At 59.2% G+C, this 26,598-nt stretch carries 28 protein-coding genes; 16 read left to right on the top strand and 12 right to left on the bottom strand.

Features of this window, described 5'->3' with window-relative positions; translation table 11 throughout:
* Window positions 1-120 precede the first annotated feature (120 nt).
* From NKH30_RS13315 to NKH30_RS13295, 5 genes are all read right to left on the bottom strand, one after another.
* Window positions 121-1,320: an adenylate/guanylate cyclase domain-containing protein gene (locus NKH30_RS13315; protein ID WP_352995717.1), complete on the bottom strand. Its 1,200-nt coding sequence runs from the start codon at window positions 1,318-1,320 to the stop codon at window positions 121-123.
* A 144-nt stretch (window positions 1,321-1,464) separates the two neighbouring features.
* Window positions 1,465-2,415 (bottom strand): alpha/beta fold hydrolase, encoded by a 951-nt coding sequence (locus NKH30_RS13310; protein WP_352980257.1) that lies wholly within the window; start codon window positions 2,413-2,415, stop codon window positions 1,465-1,467.
* A 326-nt stretch (window positions 2,416-2,741) separates the two neighbouring features.
* Entirely contained in the window at window positions 2,742-2,861 is a 120-nt protein-coding gene (locus NKH30_RS13305) for an alpha/beta fold hydrolase (RefSeq protein ID WP_352980258.1), read from the bottom strand.
* A 310-nt stretch (window positions 2,862-3,171) separates the two neighbouring features.
* On the bottom strand, window positions 3,172-3,630 hold the full coding sequence (locus NKH30_RS13300; RefSeq protein ID WP_352442704.1) for a hypothetical protein: 459 nt from the start codon (window positions 3,628-3,630) through the stop codon (window positions 3,172-3,174).
* A gap of 56 nt (window positions 3,631-3,686) precedes the next feature.
* Window positions 3,687-4,289: a hypothetical protein gene (locus NKH30_RS13295; RefSeq protein ID WP_352980259.1), complete on the bottom strand. Its 603-nt coding sequence runs from the start codon at window positions 4,287-4,289 to the stop codon at window positions 3,687-3,689.
* 117 nt (window positions 4,290-4,406) lie between these two features.
* On the opposite strand from NKH30_RS13295, the gene NKH30_RS13290 reads away from it, so the two are divergent.
* A complete protein-coding gene (locus NKH30_RS13290; protein ID WP_352995715.1) occupies window positions 4,407-4,943 on the top strand; it encodes a helix-turn-helix domain-containing protein in 537 nt (178 codons plus the stop codon).
* 162 nt (window positions 4,944-5,105) lie between these two features.
* On the opposite strand, the gene NKH30_RS13285 is transcribed toward NKH30_RS13290, so the two are convergent.
* Entirely contained in the window at window positions 5,106-6,131 is a 1,026-nt protein-coding gene (locus NKH30_RS13285; RefSeq protein WP_352995713.1) for an RcgR family putative quorum lactone hydrolase, read from the bottom strand.
* Window positions 6,121-7,734 carry an RcgA family putative transporter gene (locus NKH30_RS13280; protein ID WP_352675955.1) on the bottom strand — a complete coding sequence of 538 codons (1,614 nt, stop codon included), beginning with the start codon at window positions 7,732-7,734 and terminating at the stop codon, window positions 6,121-6,123. Before NKH30_RS13280 ends, NKH30_RS13285 begins: the two co-directional genes overlap by 11 nt.
* 114 nt (window positions 7,735-7,848) lie before the next feature.
* Between NKH30_RS13280 and NKH30_RS13275 the strand changes: the two genes are divergently transcribed.
* Complete coding sequence (locus NKH30_RS13275; RefSeq protein WP_023774995.1) at window positions 7,849-7,971, top strand: hypothetical protein; 123 nt, start codon at window positions 7,849-7,851, stop codon at window positions 7,969-7,971.
* Window positions 7,972-8,097: 126 nt separating this feature from the next.
* Window positions 8,098-8,442, top strand: a complete 345-nt coding sequence (locus NKH30_RS13270) for a hypothetical protein (protein ID WP_352980262.1) — start codon at window positions 8,098-8,100, stop codon at window positions 8,440-8,442.
* Here NKH30_RS13270 and NKH30_RS13265 read toward each other — a convergent pair.
* The 3 genes from NKH30_RS13265 to NKH30_RS13255 are packed head-to-tail and all read right to left on the bottom strand — an operon-like array spanning window position 8,439 to window position 9,741.
* Entirely contained in the window at window positions 8,439-8,603 is a 165-nt protein-coding gene (locus NKH30_RS13265) for a hypothetical protein (protein ID WP_352995711.1), read from the bottom strand. The two genes, NKH30_RS13270 and NKH30_RS13265, sit on opposite strands and share 4 nt — an antisense overlap.
* Window positions 8,600-9,142, bottom strand: a complete 543-nt coding sequence (locus tag NKH30_RS13260; RefSeq protein ID WP_352980263.1) for a thermonuclease family protein — start codon at window positions 9,140-9,142, stop codon at window positions 8,600-8,602. The genes NKH30_RS13265 and NKH30_RS13260 overlap by 4 nt, the downstream gene beginning before the upstream one ends.
* Complete coding sequence (locus NKH30_RS13255) at window positions 9,139-9,741, bottom strand: hypothetical protein (protein ID WP_352656906.1); 603 nt, start codon at window positions 9,739-9,741, stop codon at window positions 9,139-9,141. Before NKH30_RS13255 ends, NKH30_RS13260 begins: the two co-directional genes overlap by 4 nt.
* A gap of 87 nt (window positions 9,742-9,828) precedes the next feature.
* On the opposite strand from NKH30_RS13255, the gene NKH30_RS13250 reads away from it, so the two are divergent.
* From NKH30_RS13250 to NKH30_RS13195, 12 genes are all read left to right on the top strand, one after another.
* Window positions 9,829-10,482 (top strand): lytic transglycosylase domain-containing protein, encoded by a 654-nt coding sequence (locus NKH30_RS13250; RefSeq protein WP_352675910.1) that lies wholly within the window; start codon window positions 9,829-9,831, stop codon window positions 10,480-10,482.
* Window positions 10,483-10,494: 12 nt separating this feature from the next.
* Window positions 10,495-10,809, top strand: a complete 315-nt coding sequence (locus NKH30_RS13245) for a TrbC/VirB2 family type IV secretion system protein (RefSeq protein WP_023720448.1) — start codon at window positions 10,495-10,497, stop codon at window positions 10,807-10,809.
* Between the two features lie 3 nt (window positions 10,810-10,812).
* Window positions 10,813-11,106, top strand: a complete 294-nt coding sequence (locus NKH30_RS13240) for a VirB3 family type IV secretion system protein (RefSeq protein ID WP_023720449.1) — start codon at window positions 10,813-10,815, stop codon at window positions 11,104-11,106.
* Window positions 11,103-13,505: a VirB4 family type IV secretion/conjugal transfer ATPase gene (locus NKH30_RS13235; RefSeq protein ID WP_352980265.1), complete on the top strand. Its 2,403-nt coding sequence runs from the start codon at window positions 11,103-11,105 to the stop codon at window positions 13,503-13,505. The genes NKH30_RS13240 and NKH30_RS13235 overlap by 4 nt, the downstream gene beginning before the upstream one ends.
* Window positions 13,489-14,646, top strand: coding sequence for a transglycosylase SLT domain-containing protein (locus tag NKH30_RS13230; RefSeq protein WP_352980266.1), 1,158 nt, complete (start codon window positions 13,489-13,491; stop codon window positions 14,644-14,646). Before NKH30_RS13235 ends, NKH30_RS13230 begins: the two co-directional genes overlap by 17 nt.
* A 9-nt stretch (window positions 14,647-14,655) precedes the next feature.
* Window positions 14,656-15,390: a type IV secretion system protein gene (locus NKH30_RS13225; protein WP_023785080.1), complete on the top strand. Its 735-nt coding sequence runs from the start codon at window positions 14,656-14,658 to the stop codon at window positions 15,388-15,390.
* 183 nt (window positions 15,391-15,573) lie between these two features.
* Window positions 15,574-16,617, top strand: a complete 1,044-nt coding sequence (locus NKH30_RS13220) for a TrbL/VirB6 family protein (RefSeq protein WP_352980267.1) — start codon at window positions 15,574-15,576, stop codon at window positions 16,615-16,617.
* Between the two features lie 77 nt (window positions 16,618-16,694).
* On the top strand, window positions 16,695-17,402 hold the full coding sequence (locus NKH30_RS13215) for a VirB8 family type IV secretion system protein (RefSeq protein WP_352995709.1): 708 nt from the start codon (window positions 16,695-16,697) through the stop codon (window positions 17,400-17,402).
* Window positions 17,399-18,196, top strand: a complete 798-nt coding sequence (locus tag NKH30_RS13210) for a TrbG/VirB9 family P-type conjugative transfer protein (RefSeq protein WP_023758693.1) — start codon at window positions 17,399-17,401, stop codon at window positions 18,194-18,196. Before NKH30_RS13215 ends, NKH30_RS13210 begins: the two co-directional genes overlap by 4 nt.
* Entirely contained in the window at window positions 18,196-19,659 is a 1,464-nt protein-coding gene (gene virB10, locus NKH30_RS13205; protein ID WP_352980268.1) for a type IV secretion system protein VirB10, read from the top strand. The genes NKH30_RS13210 and virB10 overlap by 1 nt, the downstream gene beginning before the upstream one ends.
* The gene (gene virB11, locus NKH30_RS13200; protein WP_352980269.1) at window positions 19,656-20,681 is read left to right on the top strand and encodes a P-type DNA transfer ATPase VirB11; all 1,026 of its coding nucleotides are present in this window, start codon (window positions 19,656-19,658) and stop codon (window positions 20,679-20,681) included. The genes virB10 and virB11 overlap by 4 nt, the downstream gene beginning before the upstream one ends.
* 12 nt (window positions 20,682-20,693) lie before the next feature.
* Window positions 20,694-22,844: a type IV secretory system conjugative DNA transfer family protein gene (locus NKH30_RS13195; protein WP_352980270.1), complete on the top strand. Its 2,151-nt coding sequence runs from the start codon at window positions 20,694-20,696 to the stop codon at window positions 22,842-22,844.
* A 396-nt stretch (window positions 22,845-23,240) separates the two neighbouring features.
* Here the strand turns inward: NKH30_RS13195 and NKH30_RS13190 are convergent, their stop codons facing one another.
* A complete protein-coding gene (locus NKH30_RS13190; protein ID WP_352995707.1) occupies window positions 23,241-23,486 on the bottom strand; it encodes a hypothetical protein in 246 nt (81 codons plus the stop codon).
* A gap of 81 nt (window positions 23,487-23,567) precedes the next feature.
* A complete protein-coding gene (locus NKH30_RS13185; protein WP_352656931.1) occupies window positions 23,568-24,269 on the bottom strand; it encodes a Crp/Fnr family transcriptional regulator in 702 nt (233 codons plus the stop codon).
* Window positions 24,270-24,699: 430 nt separating this feature from the next.
* On the opposite strand from NKH30_RS13185, the gene ligD reads away from it, so the two are divergent.
* Window positions 24,700-26,598, top strand: coding sequence for a DNA ligase D (ligD, locus tag NKH30_RS13180; RefSeq protein WP_352995705.1), 1,899 nt, complete (start codon window positions 24,700-24,702; stop codon window positions 26,596-26,598).

Here is a 26,598-nt window from a genome sequence, read left to right as displayed (position 1 = left end):
AAGCTTGACGAATCGTGACATCGCCCTGGCTCTGACGAAGTTGCAGGCGAGTTCCGCAACACGCGGTGCGCTGGAAGGAAGCACTTCACCGCGGCAATGGTCGCCGGGGGCGGCCTCCAATCAGCCGTGATACGCAAACACCTCGATTGGGTCACTGAACCCGCGCACCGGATATTCGCCGACGCGTTCGAGGTCGAAATCGAGTTTGACCAAGTCGGCGAACGCGCTAGACACCAGCACCGTTCGCCCCAGTTGTTTGGTGAGGGTTTCGAGGCGCGAAGCCATGTTGACTGCCGGACCGATGACCGTGAAGTCGAGGCGGGTCCGCGACCCAATATTGCCATACATGACGTCTCCGACGTGGACACCGGTGCCGTAGTTCAGCGGCGCACGACCGGTCTGGCGGTTCCTTTCGTTCAAAGCCACTATTGCCTGACTGGCTTCGGCCACGGCACGCAGCAGATTTGCACAGGCGGACGGATCGCCGAGCGGAAAAATTGCGAGCAGACCGTCGCCGATGAACTTCAGTATTTCCCCGCCATGTCGCGCAATCGGCTCCGACATCGCCTCGAAATAGCCGTTGAGAAGATCAATCACGTCATCGCGCGGCCAGTTGTCGGAGATCCGGGTGAAATCACGCAGATCGCAGATCATGATGGCGGCGCGTACCGTCGTCCCGCTTCCGCGCCTGGTGGCGCCCGCCAGGACGAGTTCGCCGGCATGTGGCCCAACATAAGTTTCCAGCAGCGTTCGTGCCAGCCGGTTCTTCATACGGATTTCGCTGACCAACGCCAGAACGGACAGCAGTTTCAACAGGCTGGCGACATCCGCGTCATCGAACCCGCCAGGCCGGTCGGTTGCAAAAGCCACCATATGCCGCTTGCCGAGCGTATGGTACAGCGGCCATGCCACATAGTCGGTCAGGCCTTTTGCCCGCAACGCGTCGTAGACGGGGTGCTTGCGGCCGAGCGTGGGATCGCGCTCCAGATTCTCGCGCACCTCGGAAGCCCCGTCATTGATTTCATTGGCGGGGCTGCCGATGAATTCGGGAAGCTCCCTGACATCGTAGTCAACTCTCCTAAGCTCGGCCTCGCGCAGGCCGTCGGCCCACATGATCCGGGAGCCGATCCATTGCGGGTGGAGGATCATGACATAAAGCGTCGCCCGCTTGACCGGAATGCCCGCTCGCTGGAGCCGGAGACACAGTTCAGCAAAAATATTGTCAAGGAAGCGCTCGTCGTGCGTGTTGTTTGTCAGCCAGTGCAGAACGTCGCTGTCAGAATGTGCGGTGACGTGATCGATGTTTGGCGGCGCGCTCATATGTTACTCCCAAACGGTGACCTGAATCCGCACGGAGCGGCCAGACGTCACGTCAAATCCCATTGCTAGCGGAGGGGCTGCGGCGCCGGTTGGACCCAGCCCCCGCAAAGGGGCTGTGTCCCGAGCGAAGGAGCGCCGCCGGCATCAGTGTGCCGCGAGGAAGTCTTTCACCGCGGCGATCGTCGGCGCGGGCGCTTCGTCCATCAACCAGTGGCCGGCATTTGGAATGATGACTTCCTTCACGTTCGTCGCCGCGTTGCGCATCTGGATCGCTACGTTGGCGCCGAAAGCCTTCTCGGCGCCGATGGCGAGCACCGGCATGGTCAGCTTCGTCTCCATAGCCTTGAGGTTGTCGGCCGTGTCCTTCTGGTCGATTGCGAGGAACTGGGCGAACGCGGAATGCATCGCGCCGGGCTTGGCGTAGATCGCGGCGTAGTGACGGCGGGTCGCCTTGTCGATCTTCGACGGATCGCCGGCGAACTCGTTCCAGAAGCGGTCGAGGTAGATGCGCTCGCGGCCGGCGACTAGGCGCTCGGCGTCCGGGCCGCCGAAGTTGAAGTGCCACAACGCAGGCAGTCGCACAATCTTATCCCACGGCGGGATGCCGGGTACTGGTGAGTCAATTACCACCAGGCGGCTTGTCTTGTCCGGATAGCGTGTGGCGTAGGCATATGCGACCATCACGCCAATGTCGTGGCCCACAATGTCGGCGCGGTCGATGCCGAGCTTGTCGAGAACGGCGCGGATGTCGCCAGCTTGCGTCCACTTGTCGTAGCCGCCGGCGGGGTGCGAGGAGAGGCCCATGCCGCGCAGGTCAGGCACGACGACGGTGTGGTCCTTCGCGAGCGCAGCTGCCATCGGCGACCACATGTCGCCGGTCTCGCCGAAGCCGTGGATCAGCACGACCGCCGGCCCGTGGCCGCCGACGCGGACGTTGATCGTCGCGTCGGCGTTTACCACCCGCGAGCTGTGGAAGTCAGCCGGGAAGGGCGCGCGCGCGTGCGCCGGCAGAGCGCCCAGCACCAGGCTGGCGGCGAGGCCGGCCGCCAGTTGGCGGAAGCGGCGGGAGAACGTGGACCAAACGGTTACGGACATTTTCGGCTCCTCAAAGGTGGGGGCGGGCATCCCGGATTCGAGGACTTTCCTCAGATGCTCTATTCTAGGTATCTGGCGTCATTGAAGTTGAAACAATGATACAAAGGTGTTGGTCATGGGCATGGCCCTAGCATCATCCTGACGATCTATTGCACGATAGTATCGGCGATACTTCCCGATGCCAGCCACACAGACCGGGCTCGCGATGCCGCTCGCCATCCGCGGACCATGGCATCCTTCAGAGCGCGCAATATCCTGCAAAGGTCAGTGCCTCGAACAGCCCCTCGAAAGGGCGCTGGTCTGAGCGAGCGAGCGACCCGCCGGACTTAGTGCTGTACGAGGAAGTCCTTCACCGCAGCGATCGTTGCCGCGGGTGCTTCGTCCATCAGCCAATGGCCGGCGTTTGGCACGATGACTTCCTGCACGTTCGTCGCTGGGTTGCGCATCTGGATCGCTACATTGGCGCCGAAGGCCTTCTCGGCCGTTCCATAAGATATATTATATAATTAATATTTCCCCAGTTATGCAAAGTACGCATGGTGCGCGCCTCACGTCCTCGTCAGTCACATAGAGGGGCAAGATGAAGTGCCGTTTCAGTTACTCCTGCTCTACATCTCGATACGACAGATCGATATTACTTACCATCACCTCACCGCTCGATAAAATCGGGCGGAAGACTCTGAACACTTCTTAAACGCCGGGGTCGGCGCCCCGCTCAGACCACATCGCCCTCGCTCGCCTGTCCTCTCGGCGCACTCACTTGTGCGGCATGCAATAGACTCCCTCGGATTCCATCAGTACCGCGCCACCCTTCAGCTCGCTTAGTGCGCCGACCCACGCTTCCGAATACGTGCGGCTGGCATCCACGGCCGTCAGCCATAGAACGCGGTTGTCGGCCAGTTCGACTTTGACTTCCTGCTGCAAAGGGCTTGCCTGCACGGTCTGTTGATAGTGACGTTTGATCCTGACATTACTGGCCGGGAACTCAGCCTCGTTGCTGCCGTAGTTCAGCACAAATCCCGTGTGGTCCTCAGCCACCGAGCAACTGCCACCACGCTCACACACGATTTTGGCAGCGGTCCTGCAGTCCCATTTCAGTGAAGCGGGCCACATAGGATTGTCCACACTTGATCGCGGCTTGTCGCTCTGACCAGCCGCCGTCAACACTGCGCCTGTGTTCATAATCATTGTGGATAGCAGAAGCGCCTTGAACACTACAAACCTCCCTGAATTGTGGCCCTCATAGTCCTCGTCCTACGTGATGGCCTGGCTTATGGCATGTTGAGATTGAACCAGCTTTTCTGGCGCACGCCGTTCGCGTCATCATACTCGATGAACCAGGGCTTTCCGCGCATCGGTCGAGGGATGGTGTAGTAGGTCGGGCCATTACCAATGGAATGCCCTCGATCGTTCCCCGCGGTCTGGATTGTTGCCGCAACCGCCTTGCCGTCGATTTCGATTTGGATCTGACGTGATCCGTCTCCATGATGCCCGCCGAGGGCGTTGTTTTTGAAAACGACGGGCAAGGAGAGCCTATCAGCCGCGAGGCGGCAGATGTTCCGTTCTTGACCTAAGCCCGGCCGATCGGATTCGGAGCTGCCAACTGCTTGCCAGCCAGACGGACAATCCTCATACTTCTCAAATCTCGCCGCGCTCGAGTTGGCTTGCGGACAGGTCGGCCAATTGAAACCCGGGGCTTCCATCGCCGCAATCAACTTGTAAATTGGCGGGTGGCACGAGGGGGTGCCTTGCCAGTCGCCGGAAAGACATAGGAGGACCTGACAGCCCCATTCCGACGCTTTTGATTGGGATGGAAGAGCTGCGGCGCCCGCGATGGCGACGGCACCCCCCAGTAGAAATTTGAGTATGGTCATAGCCTTTTCCTCGCTGCAGATTTGACAGTTTACTATGGATGATTGGCGCGAAAAAGGACAGATCGAAAAGGTAGGTTTGTGCGACTACATCGATTTATGAAACGAGACGACGGAGGCGTGGTCAACAACCCGTTGCGCGCCAACATTGCCCTGACCCTTGAGCGGGAGCGAGCCAGACGCGGCCTATCCCATATGCACATGGCCGAACTGTTTCGGACCGCCGACGGCGAAAAACTCGCCTACCGAACGTACATTCAGACTGTGCGTCAGAAAAATAATGTCACATTGACGACGCTACAGATCATGGCAAACGGCTTGCAAGTGTCTTTCGCAGGACTGCTCGCCGGCAGTAAGAAAGTTCCGGATTGGGCGCATCGGTTGGACGACAATGCGATCCGCAAGCGGCTGGCGCACATCATCGATTTTGAGCGACAACGACGTAATTTGCACCGCTATGAGATGGCCGAGCTCATCGGCGTGGCGGAGGCGACATACATGAAACTCGAACGCGCGAGTGGCAATATCAGCGTGGACACGATTGCGGCGATCGCCAAGGCGTTGAAACTTGATCCGGCGACCTTCCTCTTTTCCGAAAAGAACCCGCCTGGCAGAGCCGACACCTCGCCCCCCACGAGTGTTCCTAAAGGGCCATAATTCGCCCAGCGCCGGCGTCGCTCCTTTGCCCTGCCGGTCAGGCCCGGTGGCCGACTAGCGCCCCCCCGCCGCGGCTGTCGGGCCGCTGCTGTCAGCGTCGGCTGTTAGCGGCAAGAATGATAACAGGACTTTGACATGGATGACGACCGGCCAAAGCCAAACTCATGCTCGCCGGGCCGACTTGTCAGCACGCGACAGAAACCGTTTCAAGCTCAAACCGGCCAATAAAGTGTAAGGCGGCATGGCGAGCGAATAGTGACCACAGTTTAATTTCAAAATATTTGGGCTAGCTCCGGCGTCCTTCAGCCTCTGCATGAACCTCTCCGATAGCTCTGGCAACACCACTTTGTCTCTCTTAGCCAACACGACATGAAGATCGAGATCAGGCCGCGCCAAACTATGTGCGTAATTCTCCAAGTTAAGTGGACCCCAGGCCCTTCTGAGATCGGTCAGCTCAATCTCAGGCTCAAGGCTATCACGTATCAATCGTGTCGCGCGACCCGTCCAAACCATATCCGCTAGACTCCCGGCCGTCAGAAACAACGAGGCTTTTGACACAGCCGAGTCGTGCGCCGCGACCATCCCCGCAACCCAGGAGCCTAAGCTCATACCGAGAACCGAAATCTCTCGATAGCCTTCGATCTTCAACCAACGTATGAGTTTTCGCCCATCCAACACTGCCTGCCTTACAGATTGGATCGTTCGACCGAGATTAGGGCTAAGCATATAGTCGGCGTGCACGGAGCCGGGACGGCTGCGTTCGAAGTGATAAGGCATAGCAATCTCGACAACCGTGATGCCACGCTGCGAGAAAAAATTGGCAATCTGACGATTCCGGGAGCTTGCATTCCAATGGTGAAAAATCACCAACGCCTGATCGAACGACCGGCTTTCTGTGATTTTCGCCGAGACGACATTGTTCTGTTCGATATCAGTAGAAATGTCCGATGGAAATTTGAGCCACCCATCTAGCCTTTCAAACCCCTGATCACTCACATTCGGGTCATCGAAAAAGGCTGGATCAGCTACGGCCTGGTCCGCAAGGGCACAGAATTCCTCGATACTTTTAATCTTCTTCGCACCTGGAAAGGCGCGTTCCGCGTCAAGGGCGAAATCCGTTGGTTTCTTCCCTTCCTCACCGCGTCGCGCCCGCCGCTCATCCCAACGATCAAGCCAACTATGATACACTCTGATTGTTTCCTAACTTACTCGCTTGCCCTCGCCCCAACCCTGGATCAAACAGGCCGTATATTGCGAACAGCACTCCAACGCCCAGAAGGATCGAAAAGCCAGAAAATGCATCGATCAGCAAATAGCTAGCCACGAGTAACGCTACGATCACTGACATCCTCCACAAATACATACAAAACCGACGCTCGACACCTAAACGGATGGAGCCGTACAGAAATACAACACAGGTCGAAATAGCGATAAGAAGGCTACTGTAATGGGTCGGCCTACGGTAGATGATCCCGGCGCTCACATCATTGCGCTCATAAAAGGCGGAAGACATATCGCCGACCAACCAAGACACAATATTCTCTCCACGCGATGTCAGGTAAGCACTCTGGAGCTTCATGACTATGGCGATCAGAAGCCCCAAAACAGTACACCGAAAAATCGCACGCATAACCCTGAGGCTGGCTTCATGGAGCTCGTGTTGATAATCCACCTCCGGCCGATTACTCGCTGCTTCTCCAATTCTCCAAAGATCATGGATCACCGTATAAAGCAAAATGAGGCCTACGAAGAACAGATAAAAACAGAGGCACATATACAGGTAAGCGAGCCCCGTGAAAACGATTGCTTCCGGCACCGATATAACCTCAGGGCGCACAATCGCTAACGAGCCCCAATCCGTCGCATAGTTGCCACCACCTTTGAGCAACGGGATTAAAGACACGCCGATCCACTGAAAAAGACCGGCGAACACCACACAAATCAAAAAAACCGCCCAATATGAATACGAAGAAGCTTGTACGGTGCGAGCCCAGGCATCATCGCTTTTCATCTTGTCGCCCTGCGCTACAAGCTTTGGGCGGCCTTCGTCTTTCCAAAAGGTCACCAGCTCGGTCACGAAGGCAAAAAACAGTGGCAAAAATACCATGAAGACGAATGTCCAATTCGCCGTCCAAAGAAACCCAACCTGCTTGACGACGCCATCCGCCCGGTCATACGTCACGCTGTGAATCCCCGTAAGATACGACAAAAACCCAAGAGCGGTGACGCCCGCAAACACCGACGTCGGTAAATTCAGGGGAGATCCGCGACTAAAAAACGCCTCCGATTTCCTCGCCAAACTAAAACGCCGGCTCGGCCCCTTGGGGTCAGTATCCAGTGTCAGCTCTACGGGGGAGTCTGTCTCGTCATCGAAGGGCGCAGTCGGTGCCGTATCTGGAATCTCCTGTGCAACGCTGCTTCCGGCCCTCCTCCATTCTCGTCTCTTGGCCGATAACCGCGATTGCGCCTCACTAAGCTCAATCTGCCATTCGCTAGTTGCGACCGGATCATCGCATCCAAAAATCCTGGCCAGCCAACGAATGTTGGCAATGCTAATTCCCTTCTCGTTCTCTTGAAACCAAAGCTGCACCGTTCGCAGATCGACCCCAACCCGGTTGGAATCAATCAGTGAAATCGCCTCTGCAAGGAGCTCGGGCGTCCATGGGCCAGCAGGAAACCCGTCTTTGGCCAACAGTCGACCCGCACCCGCCGCCGCCAGTCGTTTGAATAATTCTTTGAAATCACTCCCGTCTCTCGGCGGAGGGAGAAATAACTTTCCGTTCCTAAACAACAACTTATAGGCTCTAGTTTCGTTCCGTTTCGCTAGGCTTCGTATCCTATCGTGCCTTCGTCCTCAATCAACGTTTTTATCAACTCGATTTTGGCCGGCACGGGAGAAGATCGGATGACGGGTGACCCGCTGGAGAGGCTGAACACGGTTGCTGCGTGGGAGATGTTTCGCAAACCGCCGGCCAAGGGCAATTTCGACTACAATCTGAAACGTTTGTCTGGTGGCAGGGTAGTGTGACCGCATGAGCGAAAAGTAGCGGTAGCCAGGGCTTCGGGAGCCCGAGAAGCAGAGGATGAACCCATCCCTATTTTTCTCGCCTCCCCAGGTATCATTTACGAATTGTCATGCGCGTGGAGCCGGTCGATGCCCATTCAAGTGGTCTGTAACAACGGAGTGATGGAAGAGCCCGATGGGGTCGCGAATCTGCTCGCGGCGCATCGTCATGCAGTCGCCATGGTTGAACGTCTCGGCAAGCGATGGCTGAGGGCCGAAGGGCCGGACGCGACTCTGATCGGCCGGCGATTGGATTCGTTCATGGCGGAGGAGGCTATCGCGCGTCGGCGCGCCGCCGCTGCGCCGGTGGCCGATGTCGTTGAGATGAAAATGAAGGCAGCTTATTTCCGGCGGTTGTTGGGGAACGACTGGTGCGAGGTTGATGTCGACGATTTTCGCGCGTTGCTCGGTTCTTTTGCGAAACTGCAGTCCTAGGAGAAGAGCGCTGAAATCCATGAGGCCACGGTATTCCAGGCCGCATAGATTCCTGCCGGCACCAAGATGATCGCGATGAAAGCGACAGCATCGCCGATGGCGCCGTCAGTGCGTCCTTCCACGGGATAGTAATATCTGTGCGCATCATCGTCGTGCTTCATTGTTGTCTCTCCGAACGCTTGTTTAGCAGCAGCTGCACAGGATGCTGAAACGTCGTGCCCCACAAACCCGCACGTTTCATCTTAGCGTTGATTTCCGCGACGAGGTAGTTCTCATTGACGGCTTTGCCCTTTGCTGTCGTTGCGGCAAACGCATATCCGGTCGCTATGAGCGCGGTGCCAACGTCAATTGTTTCGCCATTGAGCTGCGCACCGCACACGACAAAAACCGCCTTGTCCAGGGCGTGGCCGATTGGCTGGCACGTAACCGCCGCGCTGTCGAACAGCGCTGCCAGATGCGCCAGCGAGGTGTTCCCGCAATCGATTTTGTTCCCACTTGGCTCTTCGGCTGATGTGCCTCGAAGACATGACTGGACGCCATAGAGGCGGAAAAGGTGATCTCCGTCACGCCATGTATCTCCAGTCAGCAGTTGAGCTGATTTCGATACCGCGAGCGGCACGGCAGACTCCGATGCATCCTGGGCCTGTGCCGATGCACACAACCGAAATGCGGCCAGCACTGCGAAGCTCGCCCGCTTCATTCCTGGAACTGTCCACCGAGTTCGGCGGAATGCTCGAGATCCGGGCGCAGCGACTTGCCGTCCTTGTTGCGTCCGATCGCCGCCATGTCGAAAAAAACCATTTCGTCGTCGTCGTAGGCGACGTTGTACGGGTCGTTTGCGTTACCCGCACCCACGAGCGAGAAGCACGAGACAGCGTCGGGTTCACCCTTCCTGCTTTGCAGCACGAGTGTTTTGCAAAGCACGACGGATGCACGATCGTTGTAGATCGCCTCTTCGTAGTCCTGCGCGGCTTTCGTGCAGTCCCACTGCTGCGTCTTGTAAGCAATCTTCGGTTTTGGGCAGGCGGCAAGGCCGCGCAGCCGGTACGTCACGCCGTTGACGACGCGCTCGGTCGCCGACGGCACTTTAACTGGCCCGATGAGAGCGGCCGCGTCGCGCTGAAAGAGCGCGCCTTTCCCATCGTAGCGTTCATAGACGAACACCTTTTCGCCCGGCTTCGCAAACTGGAGCAGATAGTGCTCCGACGGCTGTGCGAAGGCGCTCGGGGCGTCGGCGCCAGCAGCATAAGCCAGGGTGCCCTGGAGCAGCAAGACCGTGCAAAGGGCCGTCTGTTTCATCGAAATCCGTCCTTGTGATCGATATCGTGTTGACACTTTACTAGGGCTGCGTGTAGCCATAGTAAAGTGTTAAATTTTGGCGACAGTATGAACACTCGATCCGCTCTTCTGCTCACGCTCTTTGGCGCCACGTTGCCGTTGCAAGCGCACGGCCGGGACCTGGCATCAGACCGCGTGGCAATCGCCTTTGCAACGCCGGCGCAAGGTCTTGCCGCGGCCGGGGCGCAAAGGCCGGGGGAGTGTAAGACCGTAAATCGGACCGAGGTCTCCCGACTTGTGCGTTCAATCGCGCAAGAGGAAGGCTTCGACGCCGATCTGGCCGAGACAATTGCATGGGCCGAAAGCGATCTCGGCTCCAGTCAGGGTCCCTCAAAAGCCGGAGCCCTGGGAATCATGCAGCTGATGCCAGGCACGGCGGCCGATCTAGGGGTCAGCGACCGTTGCGATACACAGGCAAATGTCCGGGCTGGCCTTCGCTACCTGAAGTCACTCTATGACGAATTCGGGGATCCGCTGCTGATGCTGGCGGCATACAACTCCGGGCCCAACAGCGTCTACAAGGCGCAGGGCATTCCGGTGAATCCGGAGACGGCGGAATACATCGTGAAAATACTGAACCGCTGGAAGTTCGGCGGTGTGGTGAAGAAGTCCGCCCTGACCAAATCCGAGACGCTCGCGGCCGCTCCGCCAGCAAGCGAGGACGCTTGGCAGGATGGTCATGTCATGGATCTCGGCAACTGAAAGGAGCCAAGGGTGGAATACAGGAAAGCGGGCAAATTTGCCCTGAAACTGGCCTTGGCCTCGGCGGTCGGAATAGCTCTCGCGCCAGCCACTGCGTATGCCCAGTCGGCGGCGCCAGTCGAAAACGTGCTGGAGTGGTTCGTCGGAGTTCTGCAGGGCAACATCGCGCGCTCATTCGCCATCATCGCGGTCTGTTTTCTCGGCTTCCTCGCCATGACGGGCCGGCTGGCGTGGATGATGGCTTTTTCCATCATCATTGGCATCGCTCTCATCTTCGGCGCTGCCCAACTGGTGGATGCGGTTCGCGCGACCGCTGGAGGCAGCTGAGACATGGACGACGAGGAAGTCTATGTCGAGCCGGTCAGCCTGCCACTGACACGCCCCCCGATGAAATGGGGGGTGCGATATGAGGTTTTTGCCCTGAACGGCATCCTGGCGGTGATCGGTTTTATCGCCACGAGCAGCTTCATGCTCGGCCTTGGCGTGTTCGGCGTAGTGCATCTGGTCAGCGCATATCTGTGCCAGCGCGACCCCTACATGTTTCATATTTTCGAGCGGCGCGTCTCCAAACGCGGAGCGGTGGCAAACCTTACTTTCTGGGGGGCGAGGAGCTATTCGCCATGAGCCTCGATGCCGACCTGAAATTTGGCCGTGAGCGCCGCCGCGAAAAGCCCGCGGCGATGCACATCCCTTACCTTCGCCATGCCGATGACAATCTGATCGTGACGAAGAGCGGCTTTCTTGTCGGCGTCATCCAGCTTAGTGGCCTGCCGTTCCAGACGATGGACCAGGCCGAGTTGAACAGCCGTATGTTCAACCGCAACACGACGTTCCGCAATCTCTCGACGTCTCGCTTTGCGGTCTACACGACGATCATCCGCCGCCACGTGACGCCTGAGATCGAAGGCGACTTTGACAATCCTTTCGTGGCCGAGCTCGACGCCCGCTACATGGATGAGCTTGGGGCGAAAAACCTTTTCGTCAACGAGGCGTATCTGACTGTCATACGCCGACCGATGGTCGGCCGCGTCGGCTGGGTGGACAAGGCGCTCAATGCGTTTCGCATAAGTACCGCGGGCGAGGAAACCCGCGAAGAGGCGATGGCCGAATTGCGTGACGTTCTCGACGGCGTCGTCAAGGATTTCACGGCTTATGGTGCGCGTCTTCTCGGCGTCGTAAAACGCCGCGAAAGCTTCTTTTCCGAGCCGGCGGAATTCTTGGCGAAGATCCTCGCCGGCGGCGTCGACGTGGAAATGCCTTTGCCGCGCATGAGCCTTGGCGATGTGCTGGCGACACGACAGCTGTTTTTCGGCAAGTCCGCGCTGGAACTTCGCGGGCCGGACGCCGGCAAGCTCGGCGCCATGGTGTCGATCAAGGAATACCCACCGTTCACCGCTCCGGGCTCATTGGACGGTCTCTTGCGCCTGCCACATGAGTTTGTCCTGACGCAGAGTTTCGCGATCGAAGACCGTGTAACCGCGATGCGCAGGATCAACACCATCGCGAACCAGGTTGAAGGCTCCGACGAGGCGGGCACGACGGTCGAGGAGTCCGTCCACGACGGCGCCGACAAGCTGGCTGGCGGCGAAGTCGTCTTCGGACAACATCACATGAGCGTCATGGCATTGGCATCGGACATGAATGGCCTCAACCGTGCGCTATCCGACATCACGGCGGAGCTTTCGCGCATGTCGATCGTGCCGGTACGCGAGACACTGAACACGGAACTGGCCTTCTGGGCGCAGTTGCCGGGAAATTTCAGCTACATCGCGCGACGTGCGTTGATCTCGTCTCTTAACTTCGCCGGCCTTTTTTCAGGACACAATTTCCCGTCCGGCCAACGTGAGCGGCTGCATTGGAAACGGCCCATCGCCTTGCTCGAGACGACCAGCCAGACTGCCTACTATTTCAATTTCCACGTTCACGATGTCGGGCACTTCACGGTGTTCGGCCCGACCGGCTCGGGCAAGACCGTCGTGCTGTCGTTCCTGATGGCGCAAGCCATGCGCATCATGCCGCGGCCGCGATGTGTCTATTTCGACTACATGCGCGGCGCTGAAATTTTCGTTCGGGCGCTCGGCGGTCGCTACGAGGTGATGGAACCTTCTCAGCCGACCGGGTTCGCGCCATTGCAGCTTGATGACACGGCAGAAAACCGTTCTTTCCTGGAAGATTTGCTCCTCTACATTCTGACCCCGGAAGGCGGCACGCTTGATGTGGCGGAGATGCGCGTCATCAACGCCGCCGTCGACATGATCTACAAGATCCCGCGCGAACAGCGCACCTTCGACCTGCTGCCGGAAGTGCTGCGCGGCTCGCTCATGCCCGGCATGAACGATCTGGCCGCGCGGATACAGCCCTGGCTCGACCCGAAGGACAAGGGCTGGCTTTTCAACAATCCCGTCGATCTGGTCGATTTCTCGAAACCCGTCGTCGGCTTCGACATGACCAGGATCCTGGGCGACCGAAAGCTGCGCTCGGCGGCGTTGCTCTACATCTTCCATCGTCTCGAGGATGTCATCGACGGCTCGCCGATCATGCTCTTCCTCGATGAAGGCTGGAAGCTGCTCGACGACGAGGTTTTCGCCGCTTTCATCAACGAGACACTGAAGACCATTCGTCGCCGCAACGGCGTGGTGGGCTTCGGCACGCAGACAGCGGAAGACGTCGTCAATTCCTCCATCTCGTCGTCACTGATCGAGCAAACGAAGACCAACATTTTCTTCCCCAACCCGAAGGCGAGCAAAGAATCCTACATGGAACGCTTCTCGCTGACAGCGAAGGAATTCGAGTTCGTGCGCCGAACCGCGAAAGAGACGCGCACCTTCCTCGTCAAGCACGACAGCGACTCGATCGTGGCCAAGCTCGATTTGTCGGCGATGCCCGATCTCATCAAGGTCCTGTCCTCGAACGAAGCCAACAGCAAGGAATGCGCACGGCTCCGGGAGACCTTCGGCGACGAGCCAGAGATGTGGCTGCCATACTTCTGCGGATGGGAGAACGAGCATGACGAAGCGGCTTAGCAGCGCTTGTCTGGTCATGGCTCTCGCTACGGCGGAAAGCATGAGCGTGGCGGTCGCTCAGATCGCGGTGATCGACGGGCCGAACCTCGAGAAGCGGCAAGAGGACGAGCAGCACAGCACGAAGTCGGATGAGGCCAAGAAGGACGAAACCGACAAGAAGAAAAGCGTCGTCTGCACTTATTCGAACAAATACCGCTCACAGATGTTTCGCCGGTCGCCTGCCGAAGCGTTGCAGCGCGACGCGGGCAACGTGAAGATGATCCGCTATTATTCGCAAAAATACGGCGTGCCCGAAGGCCTAGCACTGTCCGTCGCCTATCAGGAATCGCGCTTCGACACATGCGCCGGGAGCCACACCGGCGTCAAAGGCGTCATGCAGCTGACCAAGGGCACCGGCAAGTCCATGGGACTGGACCGCGACGTGAACGAGCAAAATGTCGAAGGCGGCGTCAAATACCTCGGAATGGGCGTGAAGCAATGCGGGGCGACGAACTACAGCTGTCTCGCCTCCTTCTACAACGGATCGAACGCAGGCGAGCAGAACCAATGGGCCGGCGGCGTCGGCCGCTGGTACAGCTACTTCAACGACTATGTGTCGAGCGGCAAGGCTCCGGCCGCCGCGCCGCCGCCATTCTCGATCGTAACGGCCGACGGCGCAGGCGGCACGGCTCAGGACGCGGCCATGGGCACGGTGAGGAAGGCGGCTGGCGGCCTTGATGCAAGCTCATCGCAGATCGGCGCCAACGGCGCGGCAATCGACGCGCTGGCGGGCAACGTTGGCCAGGTGACCGAATACAAGGACGCCTGGGAGCTGAACTCGTCGGCTCGTGGGATCAACGCCGATGTCACCAACCAGTACCTCGCCCAGGCGGGGGATTTTACGACGTTGCTGGCCCAACTTCTATCGTTGCAGAATGTTCAGGCATCGCAGTCGTCCAAGCTGGTGCAACAGCCGAAGAGCGGCTCTCCAAACCCGTTCTCTTGTGATCCCGCGGAATTGGAGCGGTTGAGGATCGATCGCGGCCGGTGGCTACCATGCGCACTTGAGAACGCGGGGGCAAGCTCGGCCGACAGCCGCTCGATGATCATCACCAGTGATCCTGCCGGCGCTGCCAGCGTGATCAATTCTCTACAGCAATAGGAGGCTGACATGAAAAAATTCGCGATTGCTGCCAGTCTGGCGCTTTGGGCAAGCACGGCCCACGCACAGATTGCCGTCATTGATGGCGCCAATCTCGATGTCGCCCGCAAGAATGCGGACAACACCAACTCCATCATGGATTCGAACAAGGATATCCTGAAAAAGAGCGAGGAGATCCTGCAGGCTCTCAGCGGCAGTCGTGACGGTTCGCTCGGGATCGGGCAGATGGGCCTTGGCGGCAATATGTCAATTGCCCAGGCGCCGTCGTTCGGATCGATCCTGAACGGCGGGGCTCTTTCGTTTGGCGGCCTTTCGCCCGAAATCCAGAAAATCGCCGGCGCGGTCATCAATGGGCTCCAGCTGGTGAAGCAGCTCCAGCAGATTGCCGGCAAGGAGACGAGCGCCGTCAACACCGCCTATGGCGGCAGCGTCAATGTGGCCTCGCTGCTAAGCGCATTGACCTCGCAGGCTTCGCAGGGCGTTACCCAGCGCCAACAGTCTCTGCAGTCAGCGAGCGGCCAGATCGGGCAGTCGCAGGACGTCAAGGGTTCGGTGGACCAGAACACGCGAATGCAGCTGGAAAACGCGCGTGCGGTCAACGAACTGATCGGCGTCCAGAACGGCGCGGTCGCGGCCCTGAATGAGAAGCTGAAGGGAGATCTTCTTCGCCAGAGCCAGGTGCAGAAGATGATGACACCGCGCACCGTCAATCCGTTCGCGGAATTCGGCAAGAGCGGGGGCTGAACGCTTGTCGGGGCGAGTCCTGCGCATATGCGTTGTGATTGGGCTCGGCGCAGGGCTTTTTGGATGCGCAAATCGCGAACTGAAAGCTCCGTGCGGGCCTTTGGCGTATGCCCACGCCGACGAATGCGGCGCGCTAAAGCCGGTCAATTCAACGCCGTTCGCCAGCATCATTGATGAGGATCCATGAACGGTCTCGCCGCAAGCATCCTCGGTGGCATTGACAACATCGGCGAGGACTTCGTTCGCACCGTCTATATGCAGTTGGGTAATGCGATGGGCAACGTCTTCACCCTCATGCTGACCCTCTATATCTTGTGGTGGGGCTATTCGATCCTGAGCGGGCGTGAGTCGATTTCGCCAATCGAAGCGGCCTATCGCCTCGGCCGCGCCGTCATCATCTATCTGCTGCTGACCGGATGGGGCACATTTTCGTCAACGATCTATCAGCTCGTGCAAAGCATTCCAGACGAGGTCGGTAAGGTGATCGTCGGCGCCGTGTCGCGGGCCACCGGCAATCAGCTTAGCGACCAGGCGGCAATTCCAGCGCTGATCGACAATCTGTACCAAGGGGCCCAGGACGTCGCCAATCAGGTCTACAGCGGATCCTTCTATGACATTTTTGGTGCGCTCTTGTCGCTGCTCGTCCTGCTGTCTGCCATCATCTTCGCAGCGCTTGCCATTGCCGCGATCATCGCCGCCAAAGTGATGTTGTTCATCACGCTGGCCTTGGCGCCGATATGGATCATCCTTTGGCTTTACCGATGGTCCTCACGCATGAGCGAAGGCTTTCTTTCGCTGACCACCTTTCTGATGATCCAGCAAATTCTGATCTACGGCTTTCTCGGTTTCTACTTCTCGCTCGTCAATGCGGCGCTGAACACCGCCACGTCCAGCGGAGCGACCATGGACAGCAAAATGTCGCTGGTGTTGCCCTTGGTGCTGGTGACGATCATCGGCATCTACGTTCTCATGCAGATACCCTCGATTGCTTCGATCCTGAATGGCGGCGGGTATCTCAGCACCATGGGCGCTCGCTACTCATATGGGACGTTCGGCAGGAATGCCGTGCGCTACTCCGGCGCGCGATGGGCCGCAGCCCGCGCCGCTCGGGGCGCCCGGCAGCTCGCGACAAACAGTTTTCGATCTTCGCGAGCAGCCAGGGCGGATGCCGCAACCCGGACCGCTATCCAGCAAGGTGCGCGCGATAACTCCAGGCCTCTGGGCTAGACCACACAATGATCACCGATCGCGGTGCTGGATCAGATGCGTCGCGAAAACGAGGCAATAGTAAAGTGGCAATTCCAATGGAAACAGCTGCTAACAGCAGCAGCGAACTCGTCGACAAGCGCTATTACAGGGCGGGCGCGACCTGGGAAGACGACACGCACAGGTCAATGCGTCGATCGCGTACATTGGCCTGGATCGTCAGCTGCGTTTCCGGACTGGTTGCGGTGCTGTCGCTGCTGGCGCTCGTGCTGATCCTGCCGCTCCGGCAGTTCGAACCATATGTTGTCGAGGTCGACAAATCGACGGGCTACCTCGAGATCATGCGCGCGCTGAAGCCTGGAGATTTGTCGCAGAACGAGGCCGTCACGGCCGCCAATCTGGTGCGCTACATCAGGGCCCGCGAAACCTACGACTCCCGTGAACTGAAACAGAATTACGACCTGGCACAGCTCTACTCGACCGACGCCGCGTCCAAGGATTTGACATGGCTTTATACGCCAGCAAACCCACAATCGCTGGACAAGATTTTTGGCCGCAATGTCACTGTCTCGGTCGAGATCAAGTCGGTTTCCCTGCTCAATCGCAACACAGCCTCGGTGCGCTTTGCCACGACGACGCGGCGGGACAATTCGTCCACAGCCGACAATTGGGTGGCGGTGATAAAATTCCGCTACACCTCAACGCCGCTCAAGAACGAATGGCGTTTCGACAACCCGTTGGGATTTCAGGTTACGGATTACCGCCGCGACCAGGAATCGGCCCCGGCCGCGGGGAGCCTGCAATGAGACGGCGCGCGGGCCTCGTCCTATCGGCCGCCCTTCTGCTCGGCGCGATGCACAGCGCGGCCGCACGCGACGGCCGCATCCGATATGTCACCTTCAACAATGACGACGTGACGTCGGTGCGCGCCGCTCTTGGGATTTCCACGATGGTCGAACTCAGTCCGACCGAAGTCATCGAAACCGTGTCGGCTGGCGACACGAAAGGCTGGTCGATCATCCCCAAACGCGGATCGCGGTTTCTGTTCGTCAAGCCGCTGGAGCGCGACGCCTGGACCAACGTCAACGTGGTCACCAACCGGCGCGTCTATTCCCTGCTGCTGCAGGCCACTGACAATAGCCGTGACCGGGCATCCTTCCAGGTCCGGTTCAAATACCCGGACGAGGATATCAACGCGCGCCTGCTCTCACAGGCCAAGGAGAGCGCAACCGATCCGGATTTGAAGGACCTGAACTATGCCGATCTCAATTACGACTACGCCTACAAGGGCGACGACAGCCTGAAGCCGCGCACCGTATTCGACGACGGCACCAAGCTGTTTCTGGAGTTCAAGGGCGACATTCCGGCGATTTTCGTTGTCGACGACAAGCGCCATGAGTCGCTGGTCAACGTTCGTACTCAGGGCAAATACACAGTCATCGACAAGGTCGCACGGCAATTCACCTTGCGGGCCGATGGCAAGACGCTCTGCCTCTACAACCGGGCGCGACCCAACGCTATCGATCCAGTCGAGCAGGTCTACGGTCCAACGAAACTGACGGGTGGTTCCACCCTGTTCGGATCCAGCGGAGGGCGGTGATGACCCAGATCGATTATAACCAACTGGACGGCAGCCCGACGGTCGCGCGCCGTGGTGCGGGCGTGGGTACCAGGATCGCCCTGGTCGGCCTCGGCGTAGTGCTCGTAGGCGCGCTGATATGGCTGAACTGGCCCAGGGAGCCTGTATCGCGCGATGTTCGCAGCGATGGCGAGGAAAACTTCAACCCGCCCGAGTTCCGCGCGCCGACGTTGAACGAGCCGCCGCAACCTGCCGACGGCACGATCGACCAGATCGTGGTGCCGCCACCGGCTGACGTCCAGAACGGCACGCAACAAGCCGATAATGTCGATCAGACCGTTCAGGAGGGCGCCAACCTTGATGCGCAGCGACGCACGCTGGAGGCGCAAATGGCGGCCGAGGAGGCACGCCGCAAGGCCGAGGCGGAAGAAGCCCGACGCAAGGCGGCGGCCGAGGACGAGGCTCGTCGTAAAGCGGAGGCGGCCGAGCGCGAAAAAGCGGTGTGGGAACGCCTGCGGTCGAGCCAGATGGTGACGAATGATCAAACCGGCTCGACGGATGCCGGCGCCCAGGCGGCACAGGTCGAAATCGCGCCCGACGGTCAGATCATCCCGGTCCCCGGCGCCGACAGTGACCCCAACAAGGCATTCCTGGCGCAGTCTGAGGCAAGTTCTTCCAGCATCGTCAAAGCCAGGGCATTCCGACGCACCGATGCGTTGATCTCAGAGGGAACGATCATTCGCGGCTATTTGGAAACCGCGATCAACACCGACCTACCCGGTGCCGTGCGCGCGGTCGTGCGTGAGGATGTCTTCTCGCTCGACGGCAGGCGGATCCTCATTCCGAAGGGCTCGCGCCTGACCGGAGAATACCGCTCGGGGCTTGCGCGCGGTCAAAAGCGTGTTTTCATCGTCTGGAGCAGGGTCATCCGCTCGGACGGCATTTCCGTCGATATCAAGTCGCCTGGGGCAGACGCGCTCGGCCGCGGTGGCATGGGCGGCCGTGTCGATACACACTGGCTTGAACGCTACGGCAACGCGATCATGCTTTCCGTCGTTGGCGGTGTCTCTGAATATCTGTCCTCGCTTGGCGATAGCGGCCAGAACGGACAACAGCGCCAGGTGTCGACGGTCGATCCCGTGACCGGTGAGACCACGACCGTAACTTATGGCGGCAATGGCTCGCAGCGCGACGCCCGCGGCATCGCTTTCGACAAGTCATCGACCGCCTTGCAGCAACTCGCGCAGGAGGCGTTTCGCGACACGCAGAACATCGGCCCGACAGTCTACGTCGACCAGGGCACATCGATTGTCGTGCTGGTGCGGCGAGATCTCGATTTCTCGGATTTGTATGCTGATCCCGTCCAGGAAGAAGTGGCGCGCCTGAAGGCGGGTGGGCGACCGAAGATGGCGATCGATCCGACGCCTCTCTACAAGACGCCAAAGGATCATTTCTATCCCGGCTATGGGAGCCCGGTGAAATGAATGCCGTGCATCCCCTCCCCGACCCTTGGGCCAGAGCCCCGGTCCTGCGGGCTCATCTGGAGCCGATATGGTCCTATTTGAACGAAGATGCGGTGTCCGAGATTGCAATCAACAGGCCCGGTGAATTGTTCATCGAACGCCTCGGCGCGAAGGAAATGGAGCACGTCGTCAAGCGCGAGGTCACGCCCGGCTGGATCCGAAACATCTCGACTGGCGTTGCCTCGGCGACAAATCAGGTCATCAACGAAGAAAAGCCGGTCCTGTCGGCTGCTTTGCCCTCGGGCGAGCGCATCCAATGCATCTTGCCGCCGGCAGCCCCCGAAGGGGGGGCGATCTCAATCCGCAAGCAGGTCATCATGGATATGAGCCTTGATGCCTACAAAGATCTCGGCGCCTTCGAGAACACGGCGATGGGCAGCGGCCTGGCGCTGTCGGCCGAAGAAAAGCGACTTGTCGAAATGCTCCATGACACGTCGCCGATGGACTTCCTGCAATATGCGGTGCGCAACCGTGTCTCCATCGTCGTTTCAGGCGGTACGTCGACCGGCAAGACGACGTTTTTGAATGCGCTCCTGAAGGAGATCCCGGCCCATGAACGGGTCATCACGATCGAAGACACCCGCGAACTGCGGCTGCCGGCTCCCAACAACGTCACCCTGATAGCCTCAAAGGGCGACCAGGGCCTTGCCAAAGTCTCCGCCCAACAGCTGCTCGAGGCCTCGCTTCGCATGCGGCCCGACCGACTGCTGTTGGGCGAGTTGCGCGGCGCTGAAACCTTCGCATTTCTCCAGGCGATCAACACTGGCCATCCTGGTTCGCTCACCACCGTTCATGCCAATTCCGCCCGGTCCGCCTACGAGCGGCTGGCGCTGATGGTCATGCAGGGCAGTTCGGGCCTCTCACGAGGCGAAATCCTCGACTACTTGCGCGAGGTCATTCCGGTGGTCGTCCAGATGGTCCGCGCCGAAGGCGGACGACGCGGCATCAGCGAGATCAAGTTCACCAAGGCGGAGACGATCTAGCGAGGCCCATCCATGCAGAAAATCGCAACAGCAATTTTCACGGTGCTCATGGCGATGGCCCTGGGCGCCCTGGTCTTCACCGTCGCCTATGCCGCGACGGATTGGTACCGGACTGGCTCCCACGTCTTGTTCGACCAGCTGAACGCCAATCCGTTGCCGGTCGTTCGTCAGGCCTGGGCGGACACGATGGCGAGGAATTTTGGCCGGATACAATACGCCGTTCCAGCGGGAGCATTAGGGTTTCTTGCGCCCCTGGTCGGCCTGTTTCTCATGCGCCCGAGAAAGCGCAATGACTCTCGCTTCATGACTATGAGCGACGTATCAAAAACCGGCCTGACGAAAGTTGGCGGCGTCTTCGTCGGTCGAGCCGGCGGCAGGCTTACCGAAATCCTGTCGCCCGGCCGCGATCAGCGCTCCGGCAAGATCCGCCTGATGCAGCGCAAGCTGATCGGCGGCAAGAAATTGTGGATTGATGGCGATGATGTCGGCGGCTTCGTCATAGGGCCGCCGCGCTCCGGTAAAGGCACGTCACTCATCATCCCGAACGCGTTGACCTGGCCGCATTCGCTCGTGGTTCTCGACCTGCGAGGCGAGACCTATGCGGCGACTGCCGGTTATCGTTCAACCATCAGCCGTGTGGTGCGCTTCGCGCCGGCTGACCCGGGCGGCAATAACGCCTGCTACAATCCGATGGACTTCATCTCGCTGGATTCTGCACAGCGCGACATCGACCTTCGCAATATCGCTGCGGCGCTGTTTCCGCGCCCCCCGTCCAACGCGGATCCCTATTGGGTTAACGACGCCCGCCTCCTTTTTACCGGCATCGCGTCCTTCGTCATGGAATCGCCTGCGATCCCGAACGAGAAGAAGACCTTCGCCACGATCCTTGAGATCATGAACGGTGCCGAGCAGCCGCTCCTCGAATTCATCGGCTCGCTGCGCGAGGAACGCCGCCGCGAATGCTCGCATTTTACGCTGCAAACCCTGCTGCCATATTTCGAGATGTCTGAGCGGCAGTTTTCCGGGATCTACGCCGGCGTCCGGACCGGCATGGCCCCCTTTCTCAACGAGCGCCTGATGCGAGCTACCTCGCGCAGCACGTTCGATATTCGCAACCTCAAGCGAGACCGGATTTCTCTTTATCTCGACGTGCGGCGTGAGCAGATCACGTCGCTTGGACCGCTGTTCAATGTCCTGATTACGCAGATGATGAACTTCATGTCGGAAAGCCTGCCGCAGCCGGGCGAGCATCCAGTGCTTGTGCTGCTCGACGAGTTCCAGAACCTCGGCAAGCTCGAGAACGTGACCGAAATGGCGAGCGTACTCGGCGGCAACGGCGTTTCCATGTGGTTTTTCGTGCAGTCGCTGAAGGCTGTGGACGAGATTTATCGCCAGGAAGGGCGCAAGACGCTCATCAACGCTGCTCGCGTGCAGATCTTTTTTGGTGCGCAGGATGCGGACGATCTGCGCTACGTTTCCGAGCAGCTCGGCGAAACGTCGGACGTGCAAAAGGACGTGACGCGCACCAAGGCAACGTTGTTCGACACTTATTACACGCGCTCGGAGCACCGCAAGGAAGTGCGGCGGCCCCTGATGCGGCCAGATGAAATCCGCACCCTCGACAAGAACAAGGTCATCATATTGCCGCGTGGGGAACTGCCGATCCTCGGCACGCGCAATTTCTATTTCGCCGACGGCCAGCTCGCCAAACGCGCGTTCATACCCCTACCCGCCTCTACCGACGTTTCGCGGACGAAAAGCCCTGCCGCGGACTCCTCTGCGGCGGTTCCATCTCCTGTGCTCCTGACGATTGTGCCGACAGCACCCGCGTATCGCTCAGGCCTCTTGCAGGCCCGCCTGCGGCGCGGCGCGACATTTGCCGCAAAAGCAGGCCGTATAGCTCCGTCGCCGGGCCGGCGCGCAATCGTAAAAGAAAGGCTGAAAGCAACAGACGCTGCAGACGTACCAGCCTATGCCGCAATAGATTTTTCCGCTTTGGCGGCCAAAGCAGTGACAGCACGCATAGCGCCCGACAAAGAAGCGGCGGTAGCGGCGATCCTGAACAAGGTGCGGTCTCTGCGCGCCAACGCATCCGATATCGAGGCTTTCGATAGGAATTTGAGCGTCGTCGAAGATGCTTTGCCTGATGTAGTCGATGGGTAGGCTAGCATTCCAATGCGGCGGAGAGGTCATTTGTCTACCGTGACCTTGTCCACACGTCATGGCGGCGGAGGAAATTGCGGCGCGCTTCGGGAGTGCAAGGCTCAATCAAGAAGATCACACGGCGCGAAAACGTCGACGATACTGGGCCTCGACAGGCGTTTCAGGGACCCACCCCGTCAAGTTCAATCGCAAATCCCGCATCGACCGCGCTTCGCGCAATGACATCGCCAAGTTCCCAATCCGTGAGTTCGCAGAGCGGAAGCATTCTCCTCACATTCCGGCTAACCTCGGATATCGAAATGCTCGGACTGCCGATGTTGTCGATCAGGTGGCGGACAATCGCTTGGCGAACGTCCGATAAGGTAGGCGTCTGCGCGAGCGCAGGCATCACCGGCCCTATGAATGGAGCCGTGGTTCTGCGGCCACGGCTGTTTTTAAGTCGAACGCGACGGGCACACCGTGAATAATGGATGCTGCCGCCACCAACTCCTCCAGGTCGCGGTCGGTAGCCCTGCATGCCGGCATGAGTGTTCGGATGGCGCGGATTGCCTGCGCGATGGAGAGAAAACGGGCCTTGCCTCGGGAGAGGACGTAGGCTTCAGCGGCGCTTTCAACTGTGACGGTGTGAAAACTCCTGGCCATCGAGAAAACCTCCCTAAAACCCTCAACGCGATTTACGGCAGGAATTCCGCAGCCTGCAAGGGTCTGTCTGATTCCGAACAATCAGGCGGAGGCAAGGCCGAAGTGACTTTGCTCCTCCTCGCCGTAAGCACCGTGCGTGAGTTTTATCATTCCAACGCGATCGACAATTGTGATCTCGCCGCGTTTGGCGTGAACGAGCCCCCGATATTCAAGCATTTGGAGGGCGATGGTAACGCCAGGGCGCCGGGCACCAAGCATCGTCGCCAGAAATTCATGCGTCAGGTAGATCTTGTTTCCATCGGTGCGGTCTTGGACCATCAGTAGCCAGCGGGCCAGCCGCTCTTCGATTTTCGAATGACCGTTGACCAATGCGGTCCGGGACGACTGGACGAGGAACGCGTGGGCATAGCGAAGCAGTGACTCGCGAAGGGATTGGCTTGCCGCAATCGCAGAGCGAAGACTTCCAACGGGCAGGGTCCAACCATTGCTGGCAACCTGGATATAGGTTTCATTGGGAGAACTGTCCTGGCCGAGAATGACAGCAATCCCTGTCATGCCGTCATGGCCGATAAGGCCGACTTCGCTTTGCCGCCCCCCGGTCAAGGTGGCGACCACCGAAGCAATACCCATCTCCGGGAAATACACATGCTCGATGGGCCGATGTGCGACCTCCAGCCACGTTTTGATCCCGAGTTCGACCTGACGCAGCGATGGCTGCAAAAGGGCAAAGTCCTCAGACGAGAGGGTTTTCAACACATGATTTCGAAGAAGGGACTGTGGCATGGCTCTCTCCCTGACGGGCAAGAGCATGTCTCCCTCTTACGGTCGGCTGCATCCGAAGCGCTGGCGGCCGATGAGCGAGCATAGGCTTCAAATGCGCGATTAGCAAAGGATCCGTCGCTGGCGAAAAGCTGCGGAAAGTCTGCTCCCTCGACGGAGGCCAACCGGGCTTCTAAAGCCGATGGCACAAAGCGGATACGCTGTGGCGGCATTTGAGGGCACGTTCCTGCGCTTGATTATTGCCAGTGAGCTGTGCGCGCAAATTGGGGACATGAAGGGCCGGACCCAGGAATCACGGCCTCAGGCCGAGGCGCCAATCAAGCGGGTCGGCAAATCATCGCGAAAAGCTCAATACGGCCGGCAACGAAACTAAAGAAGTAGTCGCGCGTTGGACGCGAAACGCTATTCGTCTCTGAGTATGGTTTAGGTCAGGGTGGTCAAGCCAACGTCGCGCAAGGCAATCAATGGGTCGAGCGCTAGTCGAGCGAAGTCGCCCGCTCGCGACGAGGTCACTTTAGCGCCGCCTGCTTTCCGGCCGCTCCAGCTCGCAACGCTCGTGGACAGGGTCCCTGCCGGCGATCGTTGGATCCATGAGATGAAATACGACGGCTATCGTATTCTCGTTGCCGTCGGCGGCGGCGAAGCGCGAGCCTACACACGATCTGGTCTGGATTGGTCTAGCCGCTTTCCCTCGATCCTCTCTGAGGCTTGCAAGCTCAAGGTGCGCTCCGCCCTGATTGACGGGGAGGCTGTGGTTGTCGATGCGGAAGGAAGATCTAACTTCCAGGCGCTTCAGAAGGCATTGAAGGCTGCCCCGACGACTATCGACTTTTATGCGTTCGATCTGCTGCAGCTCGACGGGGACGATCTGACAAGGCTTTCTCTTCTTGATCGCAAGGCGAAGCTGGAGGCGATCTTGCCCGCGAAAAATCCGGTCCTTCGTTACTCCGACCATATCCTCGGTCGCGGAGAAGAGCTGCTCGATCGCTTCTGCGCAGCCGGCCTTGAGGGCGTCATCTCAAAGCTCGCGGATTCGAGTTATGTGGCGGCCCGCGGCGCAAGCTGGCTGAAGATCAAATGCATCAGGCGGCAGGAGTTTGTGATTGTCGGCTGGACGCCGTCCGACAAGGTCCGCGCGTTTCGGTCCTTGATCCTTGGCGTTCATGACGGCGGCAAGCTGCGTTACGCCGGGAAAGTCGGCACCGGCTTCGATACCGCTGAACTTCTTCGTCTCTTGAAGATCATGGCGCCGCTTGAGCAGAAGGCCGCAACCGTCGACGCACCACGCGCCGAAGTGCGCGGCGCACACTGGCTCCGTCCGAAACTGGTCGCTGAGATTGCGTTCACCGAAATGACAAATGAAGGGACGTTGCGACATCCGAGCTATCTTGGTCTCCGCGAAGACAAGAAGCCGGAGGCGGTCGTGCTCGAGACGGAACGTCATGCAAGCGACCTCGCGGCATCTGCGACGACCGCCATCGCGATAAGCAACCGTGACCGCGTCATCTATCCGGAGTCCAACATCACCAAGGGACAGCTCGCCGACCATTACGCAGCGGTCGCGGCGATCATGCTTCCTTGGGTTGGCAGCCGGCCGATCAGCCTGGTTCGATGCCCACAGGGCCGCGCGAAGAAGTGCTTCTTCCAAAAACACGACGCCGGAAGCTTTGGCGACAAAGTTCACCACGTCGGCATCACGGAGAAGGACGGGCACGAGGAACCATATCTCTATGTCGACGATGCCGACGGATTGATGACTTGCGTCCAGATGGGAACGATTGAGCTGCATGGATGGGGGGCTCGGATCGAGGATGTCGAAAAGGCCGACCGCCTCGTATTCGACCTCGACCCAGATGAAGGCCTGGATTTTGAGGCTGTCCGCGCGGCTGCCTTTCAGTTCCGCTCTATCCTTAAATCGCTAGGGCTTACGACTTTCCCGATGCTGACGGGGGGCAAAGGAGTGCACGTCATCGCGCCGCTCACCCCTGGCGCCGAGTGGCCGGAGGTGAAGGACTTCGCGTTTCGCCTGGCGCAAGCGGTCGCCCAGAGCGATCCGGCCCATTTCACGGCCGTGTTGTCAAAGGCGCGCCGCAAGGGTCGCATCTTTGTGGACTATCTACGCAATCAGCGCGGGGCGACTGCGATCATGCCCTACAGCGCAAGATCACGTCCGGGTGCTCCTGTCGCCGCACCGATCACGTGGGCGGAGATGAAGACAATAGATGCGCCCTCTCATTTCCACGTGGGCGATGCTCCTGAATTAAAGAAGCGCGCAGCCTCCAAAGCTCTGGCGGGATGGGGTCGCGCTGACCAATCCTTGCCCAATCTGTAG

This window comes from Mesorhizobium sp. M1273 (assembly GCF_040318195.1).
In the GTDB taxonomy this organism is placed as follows: Bacteria; Pseudomonadota; Alphaproteobacteria; order Rhizobiales; family Rhizobiaceae; genus Mesorhizobium.
Note: the sequence above shows the minus strand (reverse complement) of the source record. Positions and strands in the feature narration are given on the sequence as shown.

Bases quoted from the DNA above. Each gene is read 5' to 3' on its own strand.
- NKH30_RS13275 (WP_023774995.1), top strand. From the start codon at position 7,849: ATGACGGGTGACCCGCTGGAGAGGCTGAACACGGTTGCTGCGTGGGAG.
- NKH30_RS13240 (WP_023720449.1), top strand. From the start codon at position 10,813: ATGGACGACGAGGAAGTCTATGTCGAGCCGGTCAGCCTGCCACTGACA.
- NKH30_RS13260 (WP_352980263.1), bottom strand. From the start codon at position 9,142: ATGAAGCGGGCGAGCTTCGCAGTGCTGGCCGCATTTCGGTTGTGTGCA.
- NKH30_RS13255 (WP_352656906.1), bottom strand. From the start codon at position 9,741: ATGAAACAGACGGCCCTTTGCACGGTCTTGCTGCTCCAGGGCACCCTG.
- NKH30_RS13220 (WP_352980267.1), top strand. From the start codon at position 15,574: ATGAACGGTCTCGCCGCAAGCATCCTCGGTGGCATTGACAACATCGGC.
- NKH30_RS13250 (WP_352675910.1), top strand. From the start codon at position 9,829: ATGAACACTCGATCCGCTCTTCTGCTCACGCTCTTTGGCGCCACGTTG.
- NKH30_RS13265 (WP_352995711.1), bottom strand. From the start codon at position 8,603: ATGAAGCACGACGATGATGCGCACAGATATTACTATCCCGTGGAAGGA.
- NKH30_RS13235 (WP_352980265.1), top strand. From the start codon at position 11,103: ATGAGCCTCGATGCCGACCTGAAATTTGGCCGTGAGCGCCGCCGCGAA.
- NKH30_RS13315 (WP_352995717.1), bottom strand. From the start codon at position 1,320: ATGAGCGCGCCGCCAAACATCGATCACGTCACCGCACATTCTGACAGC.
- NKH30_RS13210 (WP_023758693.1), top strand. From the start codon at position 17,399: ATGAGACGGCGCGCGGGCCTCGTCCTATCGGCCGCCCTTCTGCTCGGC.
- NKH30_RS13295 (WP_352980259.1), bottom strand. From the start codon at position 4,289: ATGACCATACTCAAATTTCTACTGGGGGGTGCCGTCGCCATCGCGGGC.
- NKH30_RS13305 (WP_352980258.1), bottom strand. From the start codon at position 2,861: ATGCGCAACCCAGCGACGAACGTGCAGGAAGTCATCGTGCCAAACGCC.
- NKH30_RS13215 (WP_352995709.1), top strand. From the start codon at position 16,695: ATGGAAACAGCTGCTAACAGCAGCAGCGAACTCGTCGACAAGCGCTAT.
- virB10 (WP_352980268.1), top strand. From the start codon at position 18,196: ATGACCCAGATCGATTATAACCAACTGGACGGCAGCCCGACGGTCGCG.
- NKH30_RS13270 (WP_352980262.1), top strand. From the start codon at position 8,098: ATGCCCATTCAAGTGGTCTGTAACAACGGAGTGATGGAAGAGCCCGAT.
- virB11 (WP_352980269.1), top strand. From the start codon at position 19,656: ATGAATGCCGTGCATCCCCTCCCCGACCCTTGGGCCAGAGCCCCGGTC.
- NKH30_RS13185 (WP_352656931.1), bottom strand. From the start codon at position 24,269: ATGCCACAGTCCCTTCTTCGAAATCATGTGTTGAAAACCCTCTCGTCT.
- NKH30_RS13225 (WP_023785080.1), top strand. From the start codon at position 14,656: ATGAAAAAATTCGCGATTGCTGCCAGTCTGGCGCTTTGGGCAAGCACG.
- NKH30_RS13190 (WP_352995707.1), bottom strand. From the start codon at position 23,486: ATGGCCAGGAGTTTTCACACCGTCACAGTTGAAAGCGCCGCTGAAGCC.
- NKH30_RS13310 (WP_352980257.1), bottom strand. From the start codon at position 2,415: ATGTCCGTAACCGTTTGGTCCACGTTCTCCCGCCGCTTCCGCCAACTG.
- NKH30_RS13230 (WP_352980266.1), top strand. From the start codon at position 13,489: ATGACGAAGCGGCTTAGCAGCGCTTGTCTGGTCATGGCTCTCGCTACG.
- NKH30_RS13195 (WP_352980270.1), top strand. From the start codon at position 20,694: ATGCAGAAAATCGCAACAGCAATTTTCACGGTGCTCATGGCGATGGCC.